This window comes from Halorubrum rutilum, assembly GCF_042665015.1.
GTDB classification, from domain to species: Archaea; Halobacteriota; Halobacteria; order Halobacteriales; family Haloferacaceae; genus Halorubrum; species Halorubrum rutilum.
On record NZ_JBHTBL010000004.1, the window covers coordinates 94,669 to 117,670 of the forward strand.

Genomic DNA, 23,002 nt, shown 5'->3' on the forward strand with positions numbered 1-23,002 from the left:
CGGCCGCCGAGAGCGAAGCGCTAAACCCGCGGCGGCGGTGAATCGGAACATGAAACAGGCCATCGTCGCCCGGACGGACATCGGCATGGGCGAGGGGAAGCTCGCCGCGCAGGTCGCGCACGCGTCGCTGTCGGCGTACCAGGACGCGTCGCGGCGCGCCCGGAAGGAGTGGCAGGGCGAGGGACAGAAGAAGGTCGTGCTCAGGGGCGACTCCGAGAGCCAGCTGTTCGCGCTGGCCGACAAGGCGGAGACGGAGGGACTCCCGTACGCCATCGTCCGGGACGCGGGCCACACGCAGCTGGAGCCGGGGACCGTCACCGCGCTCGCGGTCGGCCCCGGCCGCGACGACAGCGTCGACCGCGTGACCGGCGACCTCTCGCTCTATTAGATGGTCGCCGAACACACCCTCCGCGAGGCGCATCCCACGGAACGCGCGGTCGGCGTGGCGTACTACGTCAGCGACGCCGACGGGATCGGCGGCCGGCTCCGGGAGTCCCCCGAGGACTTCCGGGTCCGGGAGCTGGAGGCGTTCGACGCGGAGCCGCTCGGCGCCGACCGCGGGAGCTACCCCGAGCTCGTCGTCCGCGTCACGCTGCGCGACTGGGACACGAACGACTTCGCGCGCCGGATCTCCGACGCGCTACAGATTAGCCGCGAGCGCGTCTCCTGGGCCGGGACGAAGGACAAGCGCGCCGTCACCACGCAGCTGTTCACCCTCCGCGAGGTCGACCCCGACGACCTCCCGACGATCCGCGGCGCCGAGATCGAGCCGCTCGGCCGGGCGGGCCGGCGGCTCTCCTTCGGCGACCTCGCCGGCAACGCCTTCGAGATCCGCGTCGCCGACGCGGTCGCGGAAGCGCCCGAGCGCGTCGCCGAGACGGTCCGCGACCTCCGGGCGTTCGCGGGGGCCGGGGGCGAGTCGGCCGACGCCGCGGGCGCCGACGGCGACCTCGCGATCGGCGCGCCCGTCGGCGTCCCGAACTACTTCGGCCAGCAGCGCTTCGGGAGCCGGCGCCCCGTTACCCACGTCGTCGGGCTCGCGATCGCCCGCAACGACCCGCGCGAGGCGGTGCGGCTGTACGCGGGCAACCCGGCCGAGACGGAGCCCGACGACACGCGGGCCGCCCGCGACCGCGTCGACGCGGCGTTCGGAGTGACGGGGAATCTCGACCCTGCCGCCGACGGGACCGGCGACGGCGACTGGGCCGCCTGCCTCGACGCGATCCCCGGCAAGCTCCGGTTCGAGCGCTCGATGGTCCACCGGCTCGCCGACCGTGGCGTCGCCCCCGACGCGCCGCCCGACGACGAGGACTGGTGGCACGCGCTGGAGGCGGTGCCGTCGAACCTCCGGCGGCTGTTCGTCAACGCCGCGCAGTCGTTCCTCTTCAACCGCGTGTTGAGCGAGCGGCTCCGCCGCGGGCTCCCCTTCGACCGCCCCGTCGCCGGCGACGTGGTCTGTTTCGCCGACGGCGACGCCCCCGACGACCTGTACGCGCCCGACACCGATCGGCTCCAGCGCGTCGACGAGGGACGGGTCGACACCGTCACCCGCCACTGCGAGCGCGGCCGGGCGTTCGTCACCGCGCCGCTGGTCGGCACGGAGACCGAGCTCGGGGGCGGCGAGCCCGGCGAGATCGAGCGCGAGGTCCTCGCCGACGCGGGGATCGAGCCCGGCGACTTCGCGCTCCCCGGCGAGTTCGACTCCGCCGGCACCCGGCGGGCGATCCTCCTGCGCACCGACCTCGACGCGACGGTCGACGGCGGCGACCCGCGGTTCGCGTTCGCGCTCCCGAGCGGGTCGTACGCGACCGTGCTGCTCCGGGAGTTCCTCAAGCGGGGACCGCTCGACCTGTGACCGCGGCGGACGGCGCCTCCTGCGCCCGGCGGCCGCCGGTATGATCCGCGTTCGTGTATCATCGAGCGTCCGGGCGCCCCGAAACCACCACATTACTGTGTCCCGTTCCGAGCCGTTTTTGTGCGGGTGCCCGCAATCGAGGCCATGACCCGGATCGTCGTTATCGACCTCCACGGCCAGTTCACGCACCTCGAACGGCGCGCGCTCCGCGACATCGGCGTCGACACCGAGATCGTCTCGGCCGACGAGCCGGCCGACGAGGTCGACGCCGACGGGGTCGTCCTCTCGGGCGGCCCCGACATGGACCGCGTCGGCAACGCGCCGGACTACCTCGACCTCGACGTGCCCGTCTTCGGCATCTGCCTCGGGATGCAGCTGATCGCGGCCGAGCTCGGCGGCGAGGTCGGCGGCGGCGACTACGGCGGCTACGCCGACGTCGACGTGGAGATCGTCGACGACGAGGACCCCCTCGTGGGGTCGCTCGCGCCGGAGACCCGCGTCTGGGCCTCGCACGCCGACGAGGTGAAGTCGCTCCCGGCGGGGTTCACCCGGGCCGCCACCTCCGACGTCTGCGGCATCGAGGCGATGTCGAACCCCGAGGCCGACCTGTACGGCGTCCAGTGGCACCCGGAGGTCGCGCACACCGAGCGCGGCGAGGAGGTCTTCGAGAACTTCGTCGCGATCTGCGAGTCGGCGTAGGACCGCCCGCGCCGCTCTCTGAACCGCCCGCGCCGCTCTCCGGGCCGCCCGCGTCACTCCTCCAACCGCGCGGTCAACACCGGCGCCTCGCTGTGTCGCACGACCCGCTCGGCGACCGATCCGGCCGCGAGGAACCGGCCGACGCCGGTCCGGCCGTGGGTCCCCATCACGATCAGGTCGACCCCGTAGTCGGCCGCCGCGTCCAGGATCTCCTCGTGCGGGCGGCCGCGCCGGAGGTGCCGCTCGACCGGGACGCCGCGTTCCGCGCCGGCCGCGGCGACGGCGTCGAGCGCGCGCTCGCCGCGCGCCTCCTCGCGCTCGACGACTACGTCCCAGCCGTCGGCGCCCGCGATCCCCTCGTCGACGACGAACAGCGCGTGGACTCGCGCGTCCGCCAGCTCCCCGAGGTAGCACGCGTGCTCGACGGCGGCGTCGCTCCCGCCGCTCCCGTCAGTCGGACAGAGGATCTCGTCGTACATCGATACCGACTCCAACCCCGGCTCAGAGCCGGTACCGCCGGACGCGTTCGGTCCCGCAGCTCGGACACTCCCGGCGGTACTCGACGGTCGCCCCCGTGGTGACCGCCTCCCACTCGCCGGCGTCGTCGACGAACCCGCACTCCTCGCAGGCGTCCGACCCCTCGTCGAGCCGCGCGCGGAGCCGCTCGAAGGCCGACGTTCCGCCGTGGCTTCGTGACATGCGGTAACAGTTCACAACGCTTCGATTAATAGCTATCGGTGGGGACTCGCGCCGCGCCGCTCCCGACCGTCGCCCCCGGACCCGAGCCGCGCGTCGGCGTCGCGCCGGTCGGAGCCGTCGCTAGGGTCGCCGGACCCGTCGAAAAATCGGGAGGAGCCGACGCCTACTCCGCGAACAGCTCGTCGACCGCCTCGCCGGCGGCCTCGGCCGCCTCGCGGGCGACCGCGTCGGGGTCGGGGTCCTCCGGGGCGTTCAGGTAGACGTCGACGTCGAGCACGCCCTCCTCGAACGTCACCGTGACGTCGAGGTCGGTCACCGCCGACTGGTCGTAGCGGGCGAAGACGACGCCCTCCGCCGCCTCGGCCGCGGTGCGGACCACTTCGTCGTCCGTCGGCTCGTCGCTCATCGACCGCTTACGCGCCGCCCGCGCCCGGACCGCCCGGACCCATCGGACCGCCGCCGCCGGCGCCGCCCTGGAGCATCTGCTGGAGCTCGCTCTGCAGGTCGTCGAACTGCTCCTCGACGCGCTCCTCCTGCTTCTGGAGCTGCTCGACGCGGACTTCGAGCGAGTCGACCTTGTTCTCGAGGTCGTCGTAGGCGGACTCGTAGTCCGTCTCGACGAGGACCTCGCCGATCTCGCGGTACATTCCGGCGTCCTCGTCGACGTCTTCGAGGGCGTCGAGCGCCGTCTTCGACTCGTTGAGCGCGGCCTGCGCCTGCTCCTTCTGCTCGGCGACCTGCTGTGCGGTCTCCTGCAGCTCCTGGAGCTCCTCGATCTTCTCCTGTGCCTCGGGCGGCATGTTCCCTTGCATGGGCGAAGCGAGGCGACCCGGACGGAAAAACCCACGTCTTCTCGCCTCTCGGACCAAACGGCCGTGAGGAGCCGTGAACGGACCGTTCCCGCCGGATGGTCGAACCGAATCGACGGTCCCAGCGCGCGGGTCCGGCCTCGGCTCGCCCCGCGACCTCACCGGGTCCCGACCCGCTCCGCGACCTCGACCAGCCGGGACCAGCTGTTGATCCCGGCGCGGAGGGCGACGAGGTCGTCCGCGGCGACGCGGACCCGGACCGCGTCGCCGTCGCGGGAGACGGTCGCGGCCGAGCGCGCGTCGTCGATCTCGCCGACCTCGGGGGCGAGCGCGTCGGCGACGAGCCGTGCGCGCCGCTCCGAGGGGTAGGCGAACGAGAGGACCGTCTCGTGTGCGCGGGACGCCGTCACGGTCGGGAAAACCAGCCGACGTTACTCGACGTCGACTTCCTTCACGTCGCCGCCGCGCTCCTTCAGGAGGACGCGGTGGCCGCAGTACGGGCAGCGCACGCCGCCGTACTCGTCGAGGGTGACGTCGCGCTTACAGCGGGAGCACTTGTAGCTCATCGTCCTACTCCTCGTCGGCGAGCGCGGCGCGGATGGAGCGGCGGACGGTGCGGCCGCCGGGCGTCTCGGGGCGGTACGCCCCGCCCGTGAACGTCTCGCCGGTCTCCTCGTTCACCCAGATGCCGGTGCCCTTGCGCGTGACGTCGTCGCCGTCGACGGTCGCGTTGCGCATCTCCTCTTCGATGTCCTGGACCCGCTTGCGGGAGACCCGGCCGTAGCGAGCGCCGAATCGGCCCGCACTACCGGTGCTTCGTGCCTTGTCCTCAGCCATAGTAAGTCCGTCTACCGCCAGCGCGGGTAAAAAGGCTGCGAGTTGCGGCGGTCGGAAGCGGTCCGGTGACGATGGAACACGGATGACGGAAGGGGTGGCGCGTGCCGACGAGCGCCCGCGGGGCGCGAGTCGCACGCGCGAGGGACGCGGCGAACGCGAGCGGCGCAGCCGCGAAGCGTGAGCCGCGAGGCTGGGGAGGCGTGAGGTGCGGTTGCGGTGCTGTGCGGGGTGGGACTCGAAGGGGCAGTCGCGAGGCGGGCGCAGGCGAAGTAAGCACCGCAGCGAAGGAGCGGCAGCGACTGAGCGAGGAGCACAGCGAGCGTGCGCCCGCCTCGCGACTGGGGCTTTGGAGGTGTTCACCGTCGATCTACCGACAGCCAGCATAGATACGACTCGGTCTCGACCGCAACGCATTTCACAACCAAGTAATACTACTAAGTTGTATGCACGGATTCGACGGCTTCAGCGACGTGAGCGAGACCGACGTGACGAAGGCGATCGGCAACGAGTGGACGGACGGGTTCCTCGACTTCACCGACTCGGACGTGATCGTCCTCGGCGGCGGTCCCTCCGGGCTGATGGCCGCCAAGGAGCTGGCCGAGCGCGGCGTGAAGGTGATGATCGTCGAGAAGAACAACTACCTCGGCGGCGGCTTCTGGCTCGGCGGGTTCCTGATGAACACGGTCACCGTACGCGACCCGGCCCAGGAGATCCTCGACGACCTCGACGTGGACTACGACCCCGTCGAGGACGTGGACGGGCTCTACACCGCCGCGGGCCCGGAGGCCTGCTCCGGGCTGATCAAGGCCGCCTGCGACGCCGGCGCGCGCGTCCAGAACATGACGGAGTTCACCGACCTCGTCGTCCGCGACGACCACGAGGTCGGCGGGATCGTGATGAACTGGACGCCGGTCCACGCGCTCCCGCGGGAGATCACCTGCGTCGACCCGATCGCGGTCGAGTCCGACCTCGTCATCGACGCGACCGGCCACGACGCGGTCGCGATCAGCAAGCTCGACGAGCGCGGCGTCCTCTCGGCGCCCGGCATCGAGCACGCGAAGGAGCACAACACCGGAATGGACCAGACGGGCGACGACCAGTACGGTGCCCCCGGCCACGACTCGCCCGGCCACGACTCGATGTGGGTCGGCGAGAGCGAGGACCAGGTCGTCGAGCACACCGGCGTCGTCCACGACGGCCTGATCGCCGCCGGCATGGCGGTCGCGACCGCCCACGGCCTCCCGCGGATGGGCCCGACGTTCGGCGCGATGCTCGTCTCCGGGAAGCGCGCGGCACAGGCCGCGCTCGACGAGCTCGGCGTCGAGGGCCCCGACGTCGAGCTGTCGACCGGCGGCGCGCCGGCGCCCGCAGACGACTGAGACGGAAATAGACGAAGAGTCGAAATTTCGGTCGCCTATCGGGGAATTACCGCTGACGCTCCGGCACCGGAGCCCTCCGAAGCCTCAGTCGCTCGGTGGTACGTGATCGCTGCTGACCAGAACACCGTCAAAGCCCCAGCCGCGAGGGCTCGGTGCGCTCGCTGTGCTCCTCACTCGGTCGCTCCGCTCCCTCGTTGCGGTGCTTGCGTCGCGCGCCTTCGCCCTCGCGGCTGCCCCTTTGAGTCCCACCCCGCACAGCACCGCAACCGCACCTCACGCCTCCCCAGCCTCGCGGCTCACGCTTCGCGGCTACGCCGCTCGCGTTCGCCGCGTCCCTCGCGCGTGCTGGCTCGCGGCCTTCGGCCGCTCGCAGGTACGCGCCGACCGCGTGGTAATCTGTGAACGGTCGCAGCATTCCGAGCCCGGAACCCGCATCGTAACCGTCCCTCACGAACGTTCACTCGCTCCCGACTCAACCGTGTGCCTTTTTGCGGGCGTGCGTCGAACCCGGCGGTATGCGCAACGCCAAGATCGTCTGTACGATCGGTCCCGCCTCGGACGGGCGGGACGCGATCCGCGCCCTCGCCGACGCGGGGATGTCCGTCGTCCGGCTGAACGCCAGCCACGGGACGACGGCCCACCGCGAGAAGGTCATCGAACGGGCCCGCGCGGTCGACGACGCGATCGACGACCCGCTCGCGGTGATGGTCGACCTGAAGGGGCCGGAGGTCCGCACGGCCGAGCTCGACGAGCCGATCCGGCTCGCCACGGACTCGGAAGTGACGTTCGCCGAGGGCGACGACGCCACGCCCGAGCGCGTGGGACTCACGCACTCGATCGGGGCCGCGACCCCGGGCGACACGATCCTCCTCGACGACGGGCGGATCGAGTGTCGCGTCGAGCGGGTCGACGGCGAGTCGGTCGTCGCGACCGTCGTCTCCGGCGGGAAGCTCAGCTCGCGGAAGGGCGTCAACCTCCCGGGCGTCGCGATCGACGTCGACCTGATCACGCCGGAGGATCAGGCGGAGCTCGACCTGGCCGTCCGGACGAACGCCGACTTCGTGGCGGCCTCCTTCGTGCGAAACGCCGACGACGTCTACGAGATCGCCGACGAGCTGGAGGGGCGCGGCGGCGGCGACATCCCGATCGTCGCGAAGATCGAGCGGGCGGGCGCGGTCGAGAACCTCGACGGGATCGTCGACGCCGCCGACGGCGTGATGGTCGCGCGCGGCGACCTCGGCGTGGAGTGCCCGCTGGAGGACGTGCCCGTCATCCAGAAGCGGATCATCCGCAAATGCGTCAACGCGGGCGTCCCGGTCATCACCGCGACGGAGATGCTCGACTCGATGGTCCACTCCCGCCGGCCGACCCGCGCGGAGGCCTCCGACGTCGCCAACGCGGTCCTCGACGGCACCGACGCGGTGATGCTGTCCGGCGAGACCGCGATCGGCGACGACCCGGTCAACGTCGTGGAGACGATGGACCGGATCGTCCGCGAGGTCGAGTCGAGCGAGGAGTACGCCGAGACGCGCGAGCAGCGCGTCCCGGCCGCCGCGGAGGGCTCCCGGACAGAGGCGCTGGCGCGCTCGGCGCGCTACCTCGCCCGCGACATCGGCGCCTCGACCGTGGTCGCGGTCTCGGAGTCCGGCTTCACCGCCCGCAAGACGGCGATGTTCCGCCCGGGCGTCCCCGTGGTCGCGACGACGCCGAACGACCGGGTCCGGCGACAGCTCGCGCTCTCGTGGGGCGTCCGCCCCGTGCTGACGGAGTACGCCCACGACATGGAGACGATCCTCGACAACGCGGTCGACGCCGCGCTCGACATCGGCGGCGCCGCCTCCGGCGACACGCTCGTCGTGCTCTCCGGCATGCTGACGGAGTTCGAGGGGACGAACACGACGAACACGCTGAAGGTCCACGTCGCGGCCGAGACGCTGGTGACCGGGAAGGCGGCCGTCGCGGGCCGCGTCGCCGCGCCCGTCTACCGGACCGACGACGGCGACCTGAGCGCGGTCCCGGACGGGTCGATCGTCGCGCTCAGTCCCGGCTTCGAGGGCGAGTTCTCCGGCGACCTCGACGCCCTCGCCGGGATCGTCGACGCCGACGACGGGATGACCGGCTACCCCGCGGTCGTCGCCCGCGAGCTCGGCGTCCCGATGGTCTCCGGCGCGACGCTCCCCGAGCGCGTCGCCGACGGCAACGTCGTCACGCTCGACGGCGAGCGCGGGATCGTCTACGAGGGCGACGTGATCGCGGCGGCGCGCGAGCGATAGCCGCGCCTCGCGCCGACCGGGATCCCCCCGCCAGCCATTTACCGCCGACGCGCCTACCGGCGGGTATGCCAAGCGACCGGGACGCCGCCGGCGACGACGCCGACGCCACCGACACCGACGGCGCCGACGCCGTCACCGGTGATGACGCCAGCGGCGCCGACGCCACCGACGACGCCCGGGTCCGGGCGAACGAGACCCGGGCCGACGCCGAGGCGGGGGACGAGCGCCAGTGGCGGTTCGCCGTCGACGACGTGGGGCCGGACGGCGTCACCGAGGACACCGGGACCCCCGAGGACGAGCCGATCGAGCCGGGGTCGATCGACGCCGAGAACGCCGCCCTAGTCGCGCTCGGCGTCGCGATCACGGTCGCCGTGCTGCTGTTCGGGTTCTGAACCCCGTCCGGATCGCCGGGGTCGCGGGGGCCTCCCGACCGCCGACGGCCCCGCGCGCACCATCACTTATACCGACGCGGCCGTACGTCCGGACATGGATCTGCTCTCGGGACTCGGACCGCTCCTCCAGTCCGGGCTGATCGGTCCGGACACGCTGCCGCTCCTGCTGTTGACGGCCGGCCTGCTGCTCTCTATGGCGGAGGCGCTCGCGCCGGGCGCGAACTTCATCGTCGTCGGCATCGCGCTGATCGGCGCGGGGCTCGGCGGGCTCCTGCTGACGTCGCTCGGCGTGGCGGGGGCGGGACTCACGCTGGTCATGGCGCTGCTGACGCTCGTCGTCGGGGCGGCCGCCTTCTACGGCTACCACGAGTTCGACCTGTACGGCGGGAAGGGCCAACAGCAGACCAGCGACAGCGACTCGCTGAAGGGGAAGACCGGCACCGTCACGGAGCCGGTGACGCCCTCCGGCGGCGAGGTGAAGCTCTCCGGCGGCGGCTTCAACCCCTACTACTCCGCGCGGTCGATCGAGGGCGAGATCGAGGCCGGCGAGGAGGTGATGGTCGTCGACCCCGGCGGCGGCAACGTCGTCACCGTGGAGTCGATGGGTTACGTCGAGGACGACATCGACAGGGAGCTCGCCGCGGACCGGGCCCGGAAGGAGGCCGCGGAGGGGGAAGCGGAGGCCGACGCGGGGACCGAGGCCGACGCGGAGACCGAGATCGACGCGGAAACCGAGACCGAGCGCGGGTGACCGCGATCGGGGCCGACCGCGGTCCGGACCGGGGCACCGAGGTCCGGATGGACAAGACACTTGTTCGGTCTCGCGGATCCCTCGGCCATGCGTTCCCCGCTCGCCCCCCTCTCCGGAGCCGTCGGTTCGCTCCTCGACCGCTCCCGCGACCACTTCGAGGCGGTCCGGCCGCGGTCCGGCGCGGTCGCGGCCGGGCTCGTCCTGCTCGTCACCCTCGCGACGGTCGCCGGGGTCTTCGCGCTCGGCGCGGCCTTCGACGCGACGATCGACCGAGAGGTCACCGTCGACAACCCCGACCGGCCGCCGGAGACGACCTGCGAGGCGTTCGGCGACGACGACTCGGTGTTCGCCGAGCAGTGCGACCGGCCCGAACGGGTCGACGTCGACGTCGGCGAGGAGCTCCGGGACGCGACCGGCGACTACGCCGCGTACGCCGCCTTCGGCGTGCCGATCTGGTGGGGGATCTTCGCGCTCGTCCTCCACGGCGGCGCGCGCCTCGCCGGCGGGAGCGGCTCTCTGGGCGACTCGCTCGCGATCGCGGCGTGGGCGATCGTGCCGGAGGTCCTCCGGCTGACCGCCGGGCTCGCGGCGATCTGGCGCGCGCTCGCGACGACGACCGTCGACGGCGCGACGGTCGAGGCGATCGCGAACGAGGTCGTCGCCGCGATCGGGACGGTGCGAGTCCCCCTGCTCGCCGCCTCGGCGGTCGTGATCGCGGTCCAGTGGGCGATCGTGACGGGCGGGCTGGAGGCGACCCACGACCTCGACCGCGGGACCGCGGGGACGGTCGCCGGCGTCCTCGCCGCGCTCGGGTTCCTGCTCGCGGCGGTGTGAGCGCCGGCCTCGCACTCGCGACACCGGACGCGACCCGCGATCCCCCGCGCCGCGAGCCGCCGCATTCGGGAGTTTTTAACCCGCCGGCGCTCCCCCTCTCGGTATGATCCTGTCGGACGCGGACATCCTCGGCCGGCTCGCGGACGGGGACCTCGTGGTCGAGCCGCTCGGCGACGTCGACCAGCAGGTCCAGCCCGCGAGCGTCGACCTGCGGCTCGGCGAGCGCTTCCTGGAGTTCCAGCGCACCAACATCCCCTGCATCCACCCGACCGAGGCCGACGAGGTCGGCGAGTACGTCACGGAGACGACCGTCGACGAGGGCGGCGAGTTCATCCTCCACCCCGGCGACTTCGTCCTCGGGACGACGACAGAGCGCGTGGAGATCCCGGACGACCTCGTCGCGCACGTCGAGGGCCGCTCGTCGCTCGGACGGCTCGCGATCGTCGTGCACGCCACCGCCGGCCTCTGTGACCCCGGCTACAAGGGGCAGATCACGCTCGAACTGTCGAACCTCGGCACCGCGCCCGTCGCGCTCTCGCCGGGGATGCGCGTCTCGCAGCTCACGTTCACCGAGCTGAAGTCGCCCGCCGACCGCCCGTATGGCGCGGAGCGCGGCTCGAAGTACCAGGATCAGGACGGGCCGCAGGCGTCCCGGATCGGCGACGACCCGGAGTTCGACGGCGAGGGGAACGAGGAGGTCGGCGGGAATGCGGAGGCCGAGTCATGAAGTTCATCGAGGAGGTCGTCGTCGACGAGTTCCTCCCGACCGTGCGCTCGATGCTGGCGGAGGACCTCCGCGACCGCGGCTTCACGCAGCGCGAGGTCGCCGACGCGCTCGGCATCTCGCAGTCCGCGGTCTCGAAGTACGCCCACGGCGACGTGGCGCGCCACGACCGGATCGTCGCCGACGAGCGCGTCCGCGACCTCGTCGATCGGGTGGGCGAGGGGCTCGCCGACGGCGACCTGAGCCCGGTCGGCGCGCTCGTCGAGATCGAGGTGCTGATCCGGCGGCTGGAGGAGGGGGACCTCCTCGCGGAGCTCCACGAGGAAGCGATGCCGGCGCTCGCGGACGCCGACGTGGAGTTCTCGGTCCACGACCCGGACAGCGGGCTCCGCGAGCGCGAGCGCGTCCTCGGCTCGGTGCGGCGCGGGCTCCGCACCCTGACGAACGCCTCGGGCTTCGCCGCGCTCATCCCGAACGTCGGGGCCAACGTCGCCGAGTGCCTCGACGACGCGCGGACCATCGACGACGTCGCCGCGGTCCCCGGCCGCCTCGTCGACGTGAAGGGGCGGGCCATGGTCCCCGGCGAGCCCGAGTTCGGCGTGAGCGAGCACGTCGCCACGGTGCTGCTCGCGGCGCGCGAGGCGGGCGCGACCGCTCGCGGCGCCGTGAACGTCCGGTACGACCCCGACACCGTCGCGGCGCTCGCCGAGTCGTATCCGACCGTCGAGTTCGACGCCGAGCGCGGGACGCGCGCGGCGGTCGCCGACGCGGTCGCGGGCGCCGACGCCTCGGCGACCGGGGGAGACGCGGCGACGCTCGTCTGCTACCAGACGGGCGCGGTCGGCGTCGAGCCCATCGTCTACGTGCTCGCGCCGACCGCCGCCGACGCGGCGCGGATCGTTCGCGACCTGTTGTGAGTCTTCCCGAAACGTCCGGGCCGTCCGCTCGGCCCCGAACCAGCGGGCTTTAGGCCCGTATCCACGACAACTCGATACACGCACCACATGAGCCACGACGACTTCCCCACCGACCGACCCGCGGTGGTGACCTGCGGGCTGCCGTACGCCAACGGCGACCTCCACATCGGCCACCTGCGCACCTACGTCGGCGGCGACGTGTACAGCCGCGCGCTCGAGCGACTCGGCCAGGAGACCGCGTTCGTCTCCGGCTCGGACATGCACGGGACGCCCGTCGCGGTCAACGCCGAGCAGGAGGGCGTCTCCCCCGAGGCGTTCGCGCTCGACTGGCACGAGCGGTACGCCGAGACGTTCCCGAAGTTCAACGTCGAGTTCGACAACTACGGCCACACCCACGACGAGACGAACACCGCGGTCACCCAGGAGCTCGTCCGCGACCTGGAGGACGCGGGCCACGTCTACGAGAAGGAGATCATGGTCGCGTACGACCCGGTCGACGACCAGTACCTCCCCGACCGCTACGTCGAGGGGACCTGCCCGTACTGCGGCGCGCACGCCCGCGGCGACGAGTGCGACGAGGGGTGCCAGCGCCACCTCGAACCCGGCGAGGTCGAGGACCCCGTCTCGACGATCACCGGCAACCCCGCCGAGTACCGCGAGCGCACCCACAAGTTCTTCGCGGTCTCGGAGTTCTCGGAGTACCTCTCCGGCTTCCTCGACCGGCTGGAGGGCACCTCGAACGCCCGGAACCAGCCCCGCGAGTGGATCGAGCAGGGGCTCCAGGACTGGTGTATCACCCGCGACATGGACTGGGGGATCGATTATCCGGGGGACAATCCCCAAAACCTCGTCCTCTACGTCTGGGTCGACGCCCCGATCGAGTACATCTCCTCGACGAAGCAGTACTCCGAGCGCGTCGGCGCCGACGAGTACGACTGGGAGGCGGCCTGGCTGGAGGGGGCGAGCGACGCCCACCCCGAGGGCGGCGAGATCGTCCACGTGATCGGCCGCGACATCATCCAGCACCACACGATCTTCTGGCCCGCGATGCTGGAGGCGACCGACCACGCCGAGCCGCGCGCGGTGATGGCGAGCGGCTTCGTCACCCTCGGCGGGAAGGGGTTCTCGACGAGCCGCGACCGCGCCGTCTGGGCCGACGAGTACCTCGACGAGGGGTTCCACCCCGACCCGCTGCGCTACTACCTCGCGACCAACGGCGGGTTCCAGCAGGACGTGGACTTCTCGTGGGAGAAGTTCCGCGACCGCGTCAACACCGAGCTGGTTGGGACCGTCGGCAACTTCCTCTACCGATCCCTGCTGTTCGCCCACCGCAACTACGACGACGCGCCGATCGCGGACGCGACGAGCGACGAGGTCGAAGCGCGGATCGAGGCGGCGATCGCCGACGTCGAGGCGGCCGTCAACGACTACTCCGTGCGCGCGCTCGGCGACGCCGTCACCGACCTCGCGCGGTTCGGCAACGAGTACATCCAGCGGAACGAGCCGTGGAACCTCGTCGACGAGGACCCCGACGAGGCCGCGCGGGTCATCCACGACTGCGTCGCGGTCGCGAAGGCGATCGCGGTGCTGTTCGAGCCGATCGCCCCCGAGAAGTGCGAGCGCCTGTGGGCCCAGCTCGGCGAGGACGGCTCGGTCCACGAGGTCACGGTCGAGGCCGCCCGCGAGGGGCCCGCCGGCGATCTCGCGGAGCCGACCGAGCTGTTCGATCAGATCGAGGACGAGCGCGTCGAGGCGCTCAACGAGAAGCTGGAGTCGCGGGTCGCCGAGGCGGAGGCCGGCGACGAGGAGGGCGACGAGCCAGATGACGAGGACGACGGCGGAGACGCAGACGACGCCACCGACGACCCCGACGCGACCGACGTCGACCCCCTCAGCGACGACCGGATCGGCTTCGACGACTTTCAGGAACTGGACATCCGGATCGGCCGGATCGAGGAGGCCGAGGGCATCGAGGGCGCCGACGACCTCCTGAGGCTCCGCGTCGACCTCGGCGCCGAGACCCGGACGATCGTCGCCGGGCTGAAGCGGCTCCACGACGTCGACGACCTGCCCGGTACGAAGGTGGTCGTGCTCGCCAACATGGAGAAGGCGGAGCTGTTCGGCGTCGAGTCGAACGGGATGGTGCTCGCGGCCGGCGAGGAGGCCGACCTCCTCACCACCCACGGGGACGCCGGGCCGGGCACGAAGGTCAAGTGAGAGCCGGTCCCGATCTTCCCGATCTCACGCGTCCAGCACTTCGATCAGGTTGCCCTCGGGGTCGACGACGAACAGGACCGTGGTCCCGCTCTCGGTCGTCCGCGGCTCGCTGAGGGTCTCCACGTCGTCGTCGAGCCCGCGGTGGAACGCTTCCACGTCGTCGACGGAGAGCCCGAGGTGGACCGCGCCCGGTCGGTTCAGTTCCGGATCGGGTGTCGGCTCGCCCTCGGGGTCGTACGCGACCAACTCGACGATCGTCTCGTTACCGTCGCCCTCCCCGCCGGCGACGAGGTGCGCGAAGTCTGCGGCCGCGCCGTCGACGGCGACGGCGTCCGCGAACGCCTCGCCGCCCACGGCGAACTCCGCGGCGAGGTCGAGGTCGAACGTCTCGGCGTAGAAGTCGACGGCGCGGTCGAGGTCGGCGACGGTGAGGCCGACGTGGTGTGGGGTCGGATCGGACACGGTCGAACGACGGCGAGCGATTTAAAAATCGTGTCGGCCCAGATGTCCCCGTATCAGAGGACCCCGGCGAGCCCCACCGCGTTCGCGAGGGGGACGCCGGCGGCGACGGAGCCGATCAGGTAGCCGCCGATGGCGCCGCCGTTCAACAGCGGGAGCCCGGCGTGCGGCCGGCCCTCGATCACCCAGCTCATCAGGACGAGGAGCCCGGCGAGGCTCCCGACCATCGCGAGCAGCGCGGGGAGGTTGACGCCGAGGAGCGGGACCGCGAGCCCGGCGGCGGGGGAGAACGTCGCCGCGCTCGCGACCAACACGGCCGGGATCACGGCGTCGCCGAGCCCGATGAAGAAGGCGTCGCGCTCCTCGATGGGCGTGGGGTCCGAGACGTCGGCGGCCTCGTCGTCTCCGGCGGTCCCGTCGTCGCCAGCGGCCCCATCGCTTCCGACGCTCCCGTCGTCCCCGGCCGCCTCGCTGGCGCCGTCCGCCTCGTCGGCCTCCGCGTCGGTCGCGTCGTCCGGACCGCCGGCGCCCCCCTCCTCGTCGTCGCCGAGCAGCGTGTACGACAGCGACAGCGGGATCACGAGCACCACGGGGATGTTCAGGTCCATCACGCCCTCCGCGAGCGACAGCATGTGCTCGGTGCCGTACACCGAGACGGCGTCGTAGACGGCGAGGAACGCGAGCAGGATCAGCGCGGGGAGCAGCCCGAACGAGATGCCGAAGAGTCCGGCCGCCCCGGCGCCCATCAACACCCCGGCCGCGTCGATCACGTACCACTCGGGGTAGACGAGCAGCCCCACGCCGACCGCGGCCGCCGGCACGGCCGCCGCCAGCGGCGACACCAGCGCGGAGAAGACGTACCACGAGAGCCACGCGGAGGTGCCGACGATGAGGAGCCGGACCGCGCCGTCGAAGTCGTACCTGAAAGCCGCGAGCATCACCCCCGTCATGACCAGGATCGCGAGGACGTACACGACGCTGTTCGTCGGGTCGTCGGGGTTCTCGACCGCCTGATACCCGCTCTCGGCGAACTCGGGGACCAGCGCCAGCGCGCCCAGCTGCACGGCGAGGAACAGTCCGACGACGAAGGCGACGCCGCGGTACTCCCGGGGGAACATTCGACCGAGGGTTCGGCGTCCGGAGGTTTCGTCCTTGCGCTTCGCGTCGGCGGGCCGGTCGGGTCGCTCCGGTCGGACCGCTCTGCCAGAGTCGCTCCGGGACGCGCTCGCTCGCCGCGAGAGGGATCCGGTGCCGCGAACGCCGACGGCACGCCGTCGCGCGCCGCAGAAGGGGTCCGGGTACGGTGTGGGAGCGGGTCGGACCCGGACCCGAGAGCCGACGGACGACGGACGGTGGAAGCGAGTGTCCGGCCGGCCCGCCCGACGTTAGGCGGGCCGGCCGGTTTCGTCCGCGGCGTGTACGACCAGCCCGATGCGGAACAAGAAGCTACCGTCCAGATTATCAAATCAGATATTCTTAGCGACGAACGCGGCGGTCGCGACCGGAAGCGTCGTCGCGAGTCACGCGCGGAAAGGGAAGGGAGGCGAAACGCGGCGAAGGCGGGACGGGAGGCGGGCGGGCGGCGGCCGGACAGCGGACCCCCGGGCTGTCGTCGGCGTCGCCGCCCGAGCGGTCGGGACGGGCGCGCGGTGTTGTCGCCGAACTCCAACGAGAAAAGCGTCGGACTTCGGCAACTCCACGTAGTCGCTTCTCCGGTATAAACCAGACGGTCCGGGCTCGGGGATCCGGATCGGAACGGGGGTCGGAGCGCCGGGCCGGGAGTCAGCGCCGGTCCCGCAGCGCCGGGAACTCCTCGCGCACCGCCGCGGCCCGCTCCGGGTCGATCTCGGCGGTCACCGTCGTCGGCTCTTCGCCCACGGACGCGAGGGTGGTCCCCCACGGGTCGTAGACGGTCGTCCGGCCGCAGAGCGCGTCCGACTCGAACGCGCCGCTCCCGTTGACGGTCGCGACGTACGCGAGGTTCTCGATGGCCCGCGCACGGCCGAGCGTCCGCCAGTGCTCGACGCGGGGGTACGGCCACGCGCTCGGCACCAGCACGCAGTCGACGCCGGCCGCGGCCATCTCGCGGAACTGCTCCGGGAAGCGGAGGTCGTAACAGGTCGTGACGCCGACGCGCACGCCCTCCAGGTCGACGACCGGGACGCGCTCGCCGGGGACCATGCGGTCGGTCTCCTCCGAGCCGTACCCGAACAGGTGCCGCTTCCGGTAGACCAGTCGACGCTCCCCGTCCCGGTCGAAGAGGACCGCCGCGTTCGCGAGCCCCGCCTCGGCCGGGACGTCGATCCCGTCCGCGGCGGAGGCCGCGAGGTCCTCGACGACGGTCCCGGCGAGGACGTTGACGTCGGCGTCGGCCGCGACGGCCGCGAACCGCGACAGCCGGTCGCCGGCGAGGCTCTCGGCGGCGCGGGCGTACGAGTCGAACGCGAAGTAGCCAACGTCGAACAGCTCCGGGAGGACGACGAGGTCCGCCCCGTCGGCGGCGGCCGCCCGGACGCGCTCGACCGCGCTCTCGACGTTGTCCGCGACGGCGCCGCCCTCGACGCCGAGCTGGACGCCGGCGACCCTCATGCCGTCGGGCCCAGCGAGGCGCGCAGCGCGTCCTCCAGGTTGTCGAGCTCCTCGTCGAAGTTGCGCTCGAAGAACGACTCGACGCCCGGGAGCCGGCCGTCGACGACGAACTCGTTGGCGAGCCGACAGCCGCCGTCGGTCTCGGTGATCGTGTGCTCGCCGGTCACGCGGAACGCCTTCGACTTGCCGACGAACTTCACCCGGTTCGGCGGGTCGCGCTCGACCTCCTCGGTCTCGACGGAGATGGTCGAACGGATCATCGGGATCGGGAGCGCGACGTGCCAGGTCGCGCGCCCGTCGCCGTGGACGTCGAAGGTGTCGACCACGCTTATCGCGCCGGCGCGCTTCTCGGCGTCCGAGATGAACGCCCACACGTCGTCCGCGGGCGCGTCGAACTCGAACGTCCGGGAGACTCGGACGGTCATACCCGCCCGTTGGTGCCACGGGGGTTAAAAACACGCGAGTCCGACGGCGCGGAGGCGGCGGGAGTCCGACGGCGAGGAGGCGGCGGGGATCCGGTGGAACGGAGACGGCGGGATCGGTAACGCGGGGACGAAGCGGGCCCGGCGGCGTCGCGCGACCTCAGCCCTGTGGCGTCACGCGCCACGTCGTCGACCGCGCTCGGCCCCACTTCTCGATGTCGACGTCGTCGGACTTCTCGGCGAGTCGGGGGAGCCGCGAGCCGACCTGCTTCGCCGTGAGGCCGATGGCGTCGGCGATCGTCTTCGAGCGGACGTAGCGCTCGCCACGGGTGACGCTGTCCGTGAGGTACGCGAGGATCCGCTGCTCCTCCTCGGTGTACTCGCTCATGTCGCCAACGTTGGCGTCTAACGTCCTTAACGGTTTCTCGTCTCCCGGTCGCTCAGTCGAAGAGCTGCACGGCGGCGACCGAACAGAGGGCGAAGACGAACGCCGCCGCGAACCCCCACGCGCGACCGATCTGCGACGGGTACCCGAACATCAGCACCGTCCCGACGAGCGCGACGGCCCCCAACGCGAGCGCCACGCCGATCTCCATGTCAGACTCGATGGATCCCTCGCTCATACCCGTCGCTTCGCGGGCGGCTACTTAGTTCATGCGAAGGGCGCGACCGCGCCGACGAGATCCGCGCTCTCAGATGATCTCGACGTGCTCCGACTCCTCGTTCAGGGCGAGGTTCGCGGCGATCTCGGCGTTCCGCATCGCGTACTCGGCGGTGTGCTGGAGGCTGACGAGCACCTCGCGGGTCATCAGCAGCGTCTCGTTGTCGAGGTCGTCCGGCAGCTCGGCGAGGATCTCCTGCTCGCGGTCCTCCAGCCGGGCGAACAGGTCGCGGCACTCGACGGTGAGGTCGTAGTCGCGCTCGACGACGGCCCGGACCGCGAGCGCCGTCAGCTCGTCCACCTGATCGGTGAACTCGCGGATCTGCCGCATCGTCGCGCTGTCGACGTCGAGCGTGTGGCCGTCGGCCTCCATCACGATGTCGGCGATGTCCTCCGCGTTGTCGGCGGTGAGCTCTAAGTTCTTCGCCACGGAGCGGTAGCCGATGAGGGGGAACCCCTCCTCCAGGCCGACGGCACGCGCGAGGTTCGGGTTCTGGTAGGCGGTGAAGATGAGCCGGAGCAGGAGGACGAAGATCTTGTTCGCCTGCCGCTCGCGGTTGAGCGCGCGCTGCGCGAGGTCGGGGTTGCCGTGCGCGAGCGCCTTCACGGCCTCGCCGCGCATCGTCGACCCGGTGTTCTCCAGCCGTTCGAGCAGGTTGTCGAGGGTGAAGTCCTCCGGGTCGACCGAGCAGCGGATGGAGATGTCCTCGGGCGTCTCCTCGATGACGCCGAGCCCCATCAGCTGCGTCTCGGCCTTGTAGACGGCGTTGATGTGCTCGCTGTCGAGCGTCCCCTCGCTCCGGACGTGGATCACGCGCCGCCCGAGCACGTACTGCGCGACGATGGCCCGCTCCAGCGACCGCGCGTCGAGCCCGTCGGCGTTGATGACGGCCTCCGACTCCTCCGTGCTCACCGACTCCGGGAGCACGGTGAGCGTTCCCTTGCCGCCCATCCGGAGCGACACCTCGTCGCCCTTGTTGACGCCGTGTTCCTGCGCCCACTCGGCGGGGAGGGTCATCGCCAGCGTCGACGGACCCAGCCGTTGGACCTTCCGCGTTTCCATGTCGCGACGTACCGCGGGATACACCTTAACGTTGTTCCTATGTTCATTATACGCTTGATCGAATATACAAGGTGTTGTGTGGGGATCGGACGCGCTCGACGGCTCCGACCGTCCGACGATCCGCGCGCTTTTGTCGTTCAGCCGCCGATCATCGGTCATGACAGCCCGGGTGCTCGTCGTCGACGACTCCTCGTTCCAGCGGACCGTGGTCCGGGACGCGCTTGAGGGGTCGTTCGACGTCGTCGGCGAGGCGGAGAACGGCGCGGAGGCCGTGGAGCTGTTCGAGGCGTACGAGCCGGACGCCGTGTCGATGGACGTCGTCATGCCGGAGATGACCGGGATCGAGGCGACGCGCGCCATCAAGGAGCGGCGGCCGGACGCCGTGGTCGTGATGTGCACGAGCGTCGACCAGCGGGAGAAGATGATGGCGGCGGTGAAGGCCGGCGCCGACGGCTACGTCACGAAGCCGGTCGACCCCGACGAGCTGGTCCCGGAGATAGAGAGTCACCTCGGCTGACGGGCGGAGACCGGAGTCGGCTCGCAGGGGTCACGCCGGGTCGAACGACCGGAGGATCGACGAGAGCGCGCTGGCGAGCTCTTCGAACCGGTCGATCTCCATCGAGTCGGTCGTCACCCAGACGCCGTGTTCCCCCGCGATGACGCGCGTCAGGTACCCGTTCTCGAACACGCGGACGGTGAACCGGTAGTCGCCGAGCTGCGTGTTGGCGTACAGCGACTGCGAGTGGAACCCCTGGCGCTCGTTCTCCGCGAACCCGACGAGGTCCGCGGTCCGGCTCAGGTCGCTGCGGAGGTACAGCTGCGTGACGTCGTCCTCGGTGAAGTAGGTGAGACTCCGGAGCTCGTCGCCGGTCGCCGTCCGCGCCGCGCTGAGTAGCTCGTCGACGTGAGGGTCGGGTGGCTGCGACATGCTAACACGATCTATCGTGGGGTACATGAGCGTGTGGGTGGCCGCAGGACCGTCGTCGAACCGGTGAGCGGACCGATCGTCGCGCCGAACTAGGGCGCTTCGCGCTCCGTCGACCGCGCCCGAAGGGCAGAGTTTAGGGACTCCCCCGCCGTCGACCCGCCATGGGCGACTACGACGACGTCTGCGTCCTGCTGCCCGCGATGGACGAAGTCGAGACGGTCGCGCGCGTCGTCGAGGCCTTCCGCGACGCCGGGATCGACGACGTCCTCGTGGTCGACGGCGGCTCCACCGACGGGACCAGGGCGGCCGCCCGCGAGGCCGGCGCGCGCGTCGTCGAACAGTCGGGCCGCGGGAAGGGACAGGCCGTCCGCGAGGCGGTCCGCGACCACGTCGACGCGCCGTACGTCGTGATGGCCGACGCCGACGCGACGTACGACGCGGCCGACGTCGACGCGATGCTCAACCCGCTGCTCGCCGGCGAGGCCGACCACGTCATCGGGAACCGGTTCGCCGACATGCGACCGGGGGCGATGACCCGGCTGAACCGGGTCGGCAACCGGATCATCAACCTCGCGTTCCGCGCGATCCACCGGGAGGGCTATCGGGACATCCTCTCGGGGTATCGGGCGTTCACCCGCGAGTCGTTCCTCCGGCTCCGCCTCACCGCCGACGGCTTCGGGATCGAGACCGAGATGGCGGTCGAATGCGTGAAGAACCAGGTCGACGTCGCGGTCGTCCCGATCACCTACCGCGAGCGTCCCGGCGGCTCCGCGACCAACCTCCACCCGATCCGCGACGGCGGCGTGATCTTCCTGGAGCTGTACCGCAAGGCGAAGACGAACAACCCCCTGTTCTACTTCGGCAGCGTCGGGGCGGTGTCGACCGCGGTGGGCGCGGCGATGACCGCGTACGTCCTCTACGAGTGGTTCGCGTACGGCATCACCCACGAGGTCATCGCCATCGGCGCCGTCGGTTCGGCGGTCCTCGGGATCCAGCTCCTGATCTTCGGCGTGCTGGCGGACATGATCCTCTCGCTGCACCGGGAGCAGGTGACCCGGTTTGAGCGGGCGATCGAGGAGCGCGGGCCCGACGGTTCGCGGGAGAGTGAGCGGGACGGCGACCGAGGCAGCGAGCGGGACGGCGACCGAGACGGCGAGCGGGACGGCGACCGAGACGGCGAGCGGGACGGCGACCGAGACGGCGGTCGGATCGAGCGTCCGCCGGAGGGGGACGACGACTGACGCGCGCCCGTCGAACGGCCGCGGGGACGGCCGAACGCCCGTTTCCGTCCCGGAGCGAAGGCACATAGTTTATGTCGGCACACCGAGACGCGGGGCCATGGACGAGAAGCGGTTCGTCATCGCCCTCTTCGGTCTCGCGGTCGCGCTCGTCGTCGGGTTCATCGGGTACCGGTTCGTCGCCCCGCTCACGGTCGCGGTGTTCCTCTACTACTCGACGCGCCGGCTCTTCCACCGGCTCGAACGGTTCCGACTCCCCGCCCGCGCCAGGGCCGTGCTCTCCCTGTCGCTCATCGGGGTCCCGCTCGTCGGGCTCATCGGCTACACCGTGCTGCTGGTGCTGATCGAGGCGCGGCGGTTCATCGAGCGGTACCCGGTCGCGGAGACGGTCGGCGCGGAGGACTCCTGGGTCGGAGACCTGGCTCAGCTCTCGGACCCGACGCTCGACGGGCTCGTCGCCGCCTATCGCTCGGGGCAGCTCGACCCGCTGATCGAGTTCGTCTCCGAGCAGGCGCCGCTGCTCGCGAGCACGCTCTCCGGGCTCGCCCTCAACCTCCTGATCGTCGTCGTCGTCACCTACTACCTGCTGCTCGACGGCTCGAAGTTCCACGAGTGGCTGCTCACCTTCGACGACGACGCGGTGGTCCGCGAGTACCTCGAAACCGCCGACGACGAGCTGGAGGCGGTGCTGTACGGAAACCTGCTCAACGTCATCGCCATCTCGATCATCGCGGTCGTCACGTACACCGCGTACAACGTGGCCGTGCCAGCCGCGGTCGAGGTCCCGTACCCGGCGCTCGCGGGCGCGCTCACCGGCGTCGCGAGCCTGATCCCCGTGATCGGGATGAAGATCGTGTACCTCCCGCTGGCGGCGGTGACCTCGGTGCCGACGCTCCTCGGCGGCGGCGACGTCTCGCTGCTCGCTTACGTCGCCGGCTTCCTCGTCGTCGCGGCCGTCGTCGTCGACACGATCCCCGACATCGTGCTCCGGCCGTACTTCAGCGGGAAGACGACTCACGTCGGGCTGCTCATGCTCGCGTACATCTTCGGTCCGGTCGTCTTCGGCTTCCACGGGCTGTTCCTCGCGCCCATCGTGCTGGTGTTGGCGCTCACGTTCGCCGACACGGCGCTGATCCGGCTGCTCGGCGGCGATCCGAACGAGGTCGGCGCCGAGGGAGACCCCGCGGCGGTCCCCCGCGGACAGCGGCGACTCGACGAGTTCTGACCGCCGAGCCGAAGAGATAAGCCCCCGCTCG

29 protein-coding genes are annotated in these 23,002 nt (G+C 71.5%); 14 read left to right on the forward strand and 15 right to left on the reverse strand.

Going from position 1 to position 23,002, the window contains the following annotated elements; genetic code table 11:
- Window positions 1–49: 49 nt before the first annotated feature.
- The 3 genes from pth2 to ACFQMF_RS04720 all read left to right on the forward strand — a co-directional run bounded on the left by pth2 (window position 50) and on the right by ACFQMF_RS04720 (window position 2,554).
- Window positions 50–388: a peptidyl-tRNA hydrolase Pth2 gene (gene pth2, locus ACFQMF_RS04710; RefSeq protein WP_256408709.1), complete on the forward strand. Its 339-nt coding sequence runs from the start codon at window positions 50–52 to the stop codon at window positions 386–388.
- Entirely contained in the window at window positions 389–1,855 is a 1,467-nt protein-coding gene (truD, locus tag ACFQMF_RS04715; protein WP_256408708.1) for a tRNA pseudouridine(13) synthase TruD, read from the forward strand.
- 144 nt (window positions 1,856–1,999) lie between these two features.
- The gene (locus ACFQMF_RS04720; RefSeq protein WP_256408707.1) at window positions 2,000–2,554 is read left to right on the forward strand and encodes a GMP synthase subunit A; all 555 of its coding nucleotides are present in this window, start codon (window positions 2,000–2,002) and stop codon (window positions 2,552–2,554) included.
- 53 nt (window positions 2,555–2,607) lie between these two features.
- On the opposite strand, the gene ACFQMF_RS04725 is transcribed toward ACFQMF_RS04720, so the two are convergent.
- From ACFQMF_RS04725 to ACFQMF_RS04755, 7 genes are all read right to left on the reverse strand, one after another.
- Window positions 2,608–3,033, reverse strand: a complete 426-nt coding sequence (locus ACFQMF_RS04725; protein WP_256408706.1) for a universal stress protein — start codon at window positions 3,031–3,033, stop codon at window positions 2,608–2,610.
- Window positions 3,034–3,055: 22 nt separating this feature from the next.
- The gene (locus tag ACFQMF_RS04730) at window positions 3,056–3,253 is read right to left on the reverse strand and encodes an HVO_0649 family zinc finger protein (protein WP_256408705.1); all 198 of its coding nucleotides are present in this window, start codon (window positions 3,251–3,253) and stop codon (window positions 3,056–3,058) included.
- A gap of 163 nt (window positions 3,254–3,416) precedes the next feature.
- The gene (locus ACFQMF_RS04735; protein ID WP_256408704.1) at window positions 3,417–3,659 is read right to left on the reverse strand and encodes a DUF3194 domain-containing protein; all 243 of its coding nucleotides are present in this window, start codon (window positions 3,657–3,659) and stop codon (window positions 3,417–3,419) included.
- A 7-nt stretch (window positions 3,660–3,666) separates the two neighbouring features.
- Window positions 3,667–4,053, reverse strand: a complete 387-nt coding sequence (locus ACFQMF_RS04740; protein ID WP_256408907.1) for a prefoldin subunit beta — start codon at window positions 4,051–4,053, stop codon at window positions 3,667–3,669.
- 167 nt (window positions 4,054–4,220) lie between these two features.
- Window positions 4,221–4,472 carry a KEOPS complex subunit Pcc1 gene (locus ACFQMF_RS04745; protein ID WP_256408703.1) on the reverse strand — a complete coding sequence of 84 codons (252 nt, stop codon included), beginning with the start codon at window positions 4,470–4,472 and terminating at the stop codon, window positions 4,221–4,223.
- Between the two features lie 21 nt (window positions 4,473–4,493).
- A complete protein-coding gene (locus ACFQMF_RS04750; RefSeq protein ID WP_094534055.1) occupies window positions 4,494–4,628 on the reverse strand; it encodes a DNA-directed RNA polymerase subunit P in 135 nt (44 codons plus the stop codon).
- Window positions 4,629–4,632: 4 nt separating this feature from the next.
- On the reverse strand, window positions 4,633–4,899 hold the full coding sequence (locus tag ACFQMF_RS04755) for an eL43 family ribosomal protein (protein ID WP_086220860.1): 267 nt from the start codon (window positions 4,897–4,899) through the stop codon (window positions 4,633–4,635).
- Window positions 4,900–5,342: 443 nt separating this feature from the next.
- Here ACFQMF_RS04755 and ACFQMF_RS04760 point away from each other — a divergent pair, with 443 nt between their 5' ends.
- From ACFQMF_RS04760 to metG, 8 genes are all read left to right on the forward strand, one after another.
- Window positions 5,343–6,278: a sulfide-dependent adenosine diphosphate thiazole synthase gene (locus tag ACFQMF_RS04760; RefSeq protein ID WP_256408702.1), complete on the forward strand. Its 936-nt coding sequence runs from the start codon at window positions 5,343–5,345 to the stop codon at window positions 6,276–6,278.
- Between the two features lie 515 nt (window positions 6,279–6,793).
- The gene (gene pyk, locus ACFQMF_RS04765; RefSeq protein WP_256408701.1) at window positions 6,794–8,551 is read left to right on the forward strand and encodes a pyruvate kinase; all 1,758 of its coding nucleotides are present in this window, start codon (window positions 6,794–6,796) and stop codon (window positions 8,549–8,551) included.
- Window positions 8,552–8,616: 65 nt separating this feature from the next.
- Window positions 8,617–8,943: a DUF7312 domain-containing protein gene (locus ACFQMF_RS04770; protein WP_256408700.1), complete on the forward strand. Its 327-nt coding sequence runs from the start codon at window positions 8,617–8,619 to the stop codon at window positions 8,941–8,943.
- 94 nt (window positions 8,944–9,037) lie between these two features.
- Entirely contained in the window at window positions 9,038–9,694 is a 657-nt protein-coding gene (locus ACFQMF_RS04775) for an NfeD family protein (protein ID WP_256408699.1), read from the forward strand.
- Window positions 9,695–9,781: 87 nt separating this feature from the next.
- Window positions 9,782–10,528: a YIP1 family protein gene (locus tag ACFQMF_RS04780; RefSeq protein ID WP_256408698.1), complete on the forward strand. Its 747-nt coding sequence runs from the start codon at window positions 9,782–9,784 to the stop codon at window positions 10,526–10,528.
- A 103-nt stretch (window positions 10,529–10,631) separates the two neighbouring features.
- Window positions 10,632–11,255, forward strand: coding sequence for a dCTP deaminase (dcd, locus tag ACFQMF_RS04785; RefSeq protein WP_256408697.1), 624 nt, complete (start codon window positions 10,632–10,634; stop codon window positions 11,253–11,255).
- Entirely contained in the window at window positions 11,252–12,169 is a 918-nt protein-coding gene (locus ACFQMF_RS04790; RefSeq protein WP_256408696.1) for a thiamine-phosphate synthase family protein, read from the forward strand. The genes dcd and ACFQMF_RS04790 overlap by 4 nt, the downstream gene beginning before the upstream one ends.
- 87 nt (window positions 12,170–12,256) lie before the next feature.
- A complete protein-coding gene (metG, locus tag ACFQMF_RS04795; protein ID WP_256408695.1) occupies window positions 12,257–14,386 on the forward strand; it encodes a methionine--tRNA ligase in 2,130 nt (709 codons plus the stop codon).
- Between the two features lie 24 nt (window positions 14,387–14,410).
- On the opposite strand, the gene ACFQMF_RS04800 is transcribed toward metG, so the two are convergent.
- From ACFQMF_RS04800 to ACFQMF_RS04830, 7 genes are all read right to left on the reverse strand, one after another.
- Window positions 14,411–14,848 (reverse strand): VOC family protein, encoded by a 438-nt coding sequence (locus ACFQMF_RS04800; protein ID WP_256408694.1) that lies wholly within the window; start codon window positions 14,846–14,848, stop codon window positions 14,411–14,413.
- Between the two features lie 53 nt (window positions 14,849–14,901).
- The gene (locus ACFQMF_RS04805) at window positions 14,902–15,963 is read right to left on the reverse strand and encodes a presenilin family intramembrane aspartyl protease PSH (protein ID WP_256408693.1); all 1,062 of its coding nucleotides are present in this window, start codon (window positions 15,961–15,963) and stop codon (window positions 14,902–14,904) included.
- Window positions 15,964–16,627: 664 nt separating this feature from the next.
- A complete protein-coding gene (locus tag ACFQMF_RS04810) occupies window positions 16,628–17,434 on the reverse strand; it encodes a nitrilase-related carbon-nitrogen hydrolase (RefSeq protein WP_256408692.1) in 807 nt (268 codons plus the stop codon).
- Window positions 17,431–17,859: a CoxG family protein gene (locus ACFQMF_RS04815; protein WP_256408690.1), complete on the reverse strand. Its 429-nt coding sequence runs from the start codon at window positions 17,857–17,859 to the stop codon at window positions 17,431–17,433. Before ACFQMF_RS04815 ends, ACFQMF_RS04810 begins: the two co-directional genes overlap by 4 nt.
- A gap of 157 nt (window positions 17,860–18,016) precedes the next feature.
- Entirely contained in the window at window positions 18,017–18,244 is a 228-nt protein-coding gene (locus ACFQMF_RS04820) for a DUF7123 family protein (protein ID WP_007998354.1), read from the reverse strand.
- A gap of 52 nt (window positions 18,245–18,296) precedes the next feature.
- The gene (locus ACFQMF_RS04825; protein ID WP_256408689.1) at window positions 18,297–18,479 is read right to left on the reverse strand and encodes a DUF7525 family protein; all 183 of its coding nucleotides are present in this window, start codon (window positions 18,477–18,479) and stop codon (window positions 18,297–18,299) included.
- Window positions 18,480–18,548: 69 nt separating this feature from the next.
- Window positions 18,549–19,580 carry a phosphate signaling complex PhoU family protein gene (locus ACFQMF_RS04830; protein WP_256408688.1) on the reverse strand — a complete coding sequence of 344 codons (1,032 nt, stop codon included), beginning with the start codon at window positions 19,578–19,580 and terminating at the stop codon, window positions 18,549–18,551.
- Between the two features lie 157 nt (window positions 19,581–19,737).
- Between ACFQMF_RS04830 and ACFQMF_RS04835 the strand changes: the two genes are divergently transcribed.
- The gene (locus tag ACFQMF_RS04835) at window positions 19,738–20,097 is read left to right on the forward strand and encodes a response regulator (RefSeq protein ID WP_256408687.1); all 360 of its coding nucleotides are present in this window, start codon (window positions 19,738–19,740) and stop codon (window positions 20,095–20,097) included.
- A gap of 30 nt (window positions 20,098–20,127) precedes the next feature.
- Here the strand turns inward: ACFQMF_RS04835 and ACFQMF_RS04840 are convergent, their stop codons facing one another.
- Entirely contained in the window at window positions 20,128–20,508 is a 381-nt protein-coding gene (locus ACFQMF_RS04840) for a DUF7522 family protein (RefSeq protein WP_256408686.1), read from the reverse strand.
- Window positions 20,509–20,669: 161 nt separating this feature from the next.
- Between ACFQMF_RS04840 and aglJ the strand changes: the two genes are divergently transcribed.
- On the forward strand, window positions 20,670–21,749 hold the full coding sequence (aglJ, locus tag ACFQMF_RS04845; RefSeq protein WP_256408685.1) for an S-layer glycoprotein N-glycosyltransferase AglJ: 1,080 nt from the start codon (window positions 20,670–20,672) through the stop codon (window positions 21,747–21,749).
- Between the two features lie 97 nt (window positions 21,750–21,846).
- Complete coding sequence (locus ACFQMF_RS04850) at window positions 21,847–22,971, forward strand: AI-2E family transporter (RefSeq protein WP_256408684.1); 1,125 nt, start codon at window positions 21,847–21,849, stop codon at window positions 22,969–22,971.
- Window positions 22,972–23,002 lie beyond the last annotated feature (31 nt).

Bases quoted from the DNA above. Each gene is read 5' to 3' on its own strand.
- metG (WP_256408695.1), top strand. From the start codon at position 12,257: ATGAGCCACGACGACTTCCCCACCGACCGACCCGCGGTGGTGACCTGC.
- ACFQMF_RS04780 (WP_256408698.1), top strand. From the start codon at position 9,782: ATGCGTTCCCCGCTCGCCCCCCTCTCCGGAGCCGTCGGTTCGCTCCTC.
- ACFQMF_RS04725 (WP_256408706.1), bottom strand. From the start codon at position 3,033: ATGTACGACGAGATCCTCTGTCCGACTGACGGGAGCGGCGGGAGCGAC.
- ACFQMF_RS04770 (WP_256408700.1), top strand. From the start codon at position 8,617: ATGCCAAGCGACCGGGACGCCGCCGGCGACGACGCCGACGCCACCGAC.
- aglJ (WP_256408685.1), top strand. From the start codon at position 20,670: ATGGGCGACTACGACGACGTCTGCGTCCTGCTGCCCGCGATGGACGAA.
- ACFQMF_RS04850 (WP_256408684.1), top strand. From the start codon at position 21,847: ATGGACGAGAAGCGGTTCGTCATCGCCCTCTTCGGTCTCGCGGTCGCG.
- truD (WP_256408708.1), top strand. From the start codon at position 389: ATGGTCGCCGAACACACCCTCCGCGAGGCGCATCCCACGGAACGCGCG.
- pyk (WP_256408701.1), top strand. From the start codon at position 6,794: ATGCGCAACGCCAAGATCGTCTGTACGATCGGTCCCGCCTCGGACGGG.
- pth2 (WP_256408709.1), top strand. From the start codon at position 50: ATGAAACAGGCCATCGTCGCCCGGACGGACATCGGCATGGGCGAGGGG.
- ACFQMF_RS04760 (WP_256408702.1), top strand. From the start codon at position 5,343: ATGCACGGATTCGACGGCTTCAGCGACGTGAGCGAGACCGACGTGACG.
- ACFQMF_RS04820 (WP_007998354.1), bottom strand. From the start codon at position 18,244: ATGAGCGAGTACACCGAGGAGGAGCAGCGGATCCTCGCGTACCTCACG.
- ACFQMF_RS04825 (WP_256408689.1), bottom strand. From the start codon at position 18,479: ATGAGCGAGGGATCCATCGAGTCTGACATGGAGATCGGCGTGGCGCTC.
- ACFQMF_RS04835 (WP_256408687.1), top strand. From the start codon at position 19,738: ATGACAGCCCGGGTGCTCGTCGTCGACGACTCCTCGTTCCAGCGGACC.
- ACFQMF_RS04805 (WP_256408693.1), bottom strand. From the start codon at position 15,963: ATGTTCCCCCGGGAGTACCGCGGCGTCGCCTTCGTCGTCGGACTGTTC.
- ACFQMF_RS04750 (WP_094534055.1), bottom strand. From the start codon at position 4,628: ATGAGCTACAAGTGCTCCCGCTGTAAGCGCGACGTCACCCTCGACGAG.
- ACFQMF_RS04815 (WP_256408690.1), bottom strand. From the start codon at position 17,859: ATGACCGTCCGAGTCTCCCGGACGTTCGAGTTCGACGCGCCCGCGGAC.
- ACFQMF_RS04720 (WP_256408707.1), top strand. From the start codon at position 2,000: ATGACCCGGATCGTCGTTATCGACCTCCACGGCCAGTTCACGCACCTC.
- ACFQMF_RS04755 (WP_086220860.1), bottom strand. From the start codon at position 4,899: ATGGCTGAGGACAAGGCACGAAGCACCGGTAGTGCGGGCCGATTCGGC.
- ACFQMF_RS04840 (WP_256408686.1), bottom strand. From the start codon at position 20,508: ATGTCGCAGCCACCCGACCCTCACGTCGACGAGCTACTCAGCGCGGCG.
- ACFQMF_RS04740 (WP_256408907.1), bottom strand. From the start codon at position 4,053: ATGCCGCCCGAGGCACAGGAGAAGATCGAGGAGCTCCAGGAGCTGCAG.
- ACFQMF_RS04810 (WP_256408692.1), bottom strand. From the start codon at position 17,434: ATGAGGGTCGCCGGCGTCCAGCTCGGCGTCGAGGGCGGCGCCGTCGCG.
- ACFQMF_RS04830 (WP_256408688.1), bottom strand. From the start codon at position 19,580: ATGGAAACGCGGAAGGTCCAACGGCTGGGTCCGTCGACGCTGGCGATG.
- ACFQMF_RS04775 (WP_256408699.1), top strand. From the start codon at position 9,038: ATGGATCTGCTCTCGGGACTCGGACCGCTCCTCCAGTCCGGGCTGATC.
- ACFQMF_RS04735 (WP_256408704.1), bottom strand. From the start codon at position 3,659: ATGAGCGACGAGCCGACGGACGACGAAGTGGTCCGCACCGCGGCCGAG.
- ACFQMF_RS04790 (WP_256408696.1), top strand. From the start codon at position 11,252: ATGAAGTTCATCGAGGAGGTCGTCGTCGACGAGTTCCTCCCGACCGTG.
- ACFQMF_RS04730 (WP_256408705.1), bottom strand. From the start codon at position 3,253: ATGTCACGAAGCCACGGCGGAACGTCGGCCTTCGAGCGGCTCCGCGCG.
- dcd (WP_256408697.1), top strand. From the start codon at position 10,632: ATGATCCTGTCGGACGCGGACATCCTCGGCCGGCTCGCGGACGGGGAC.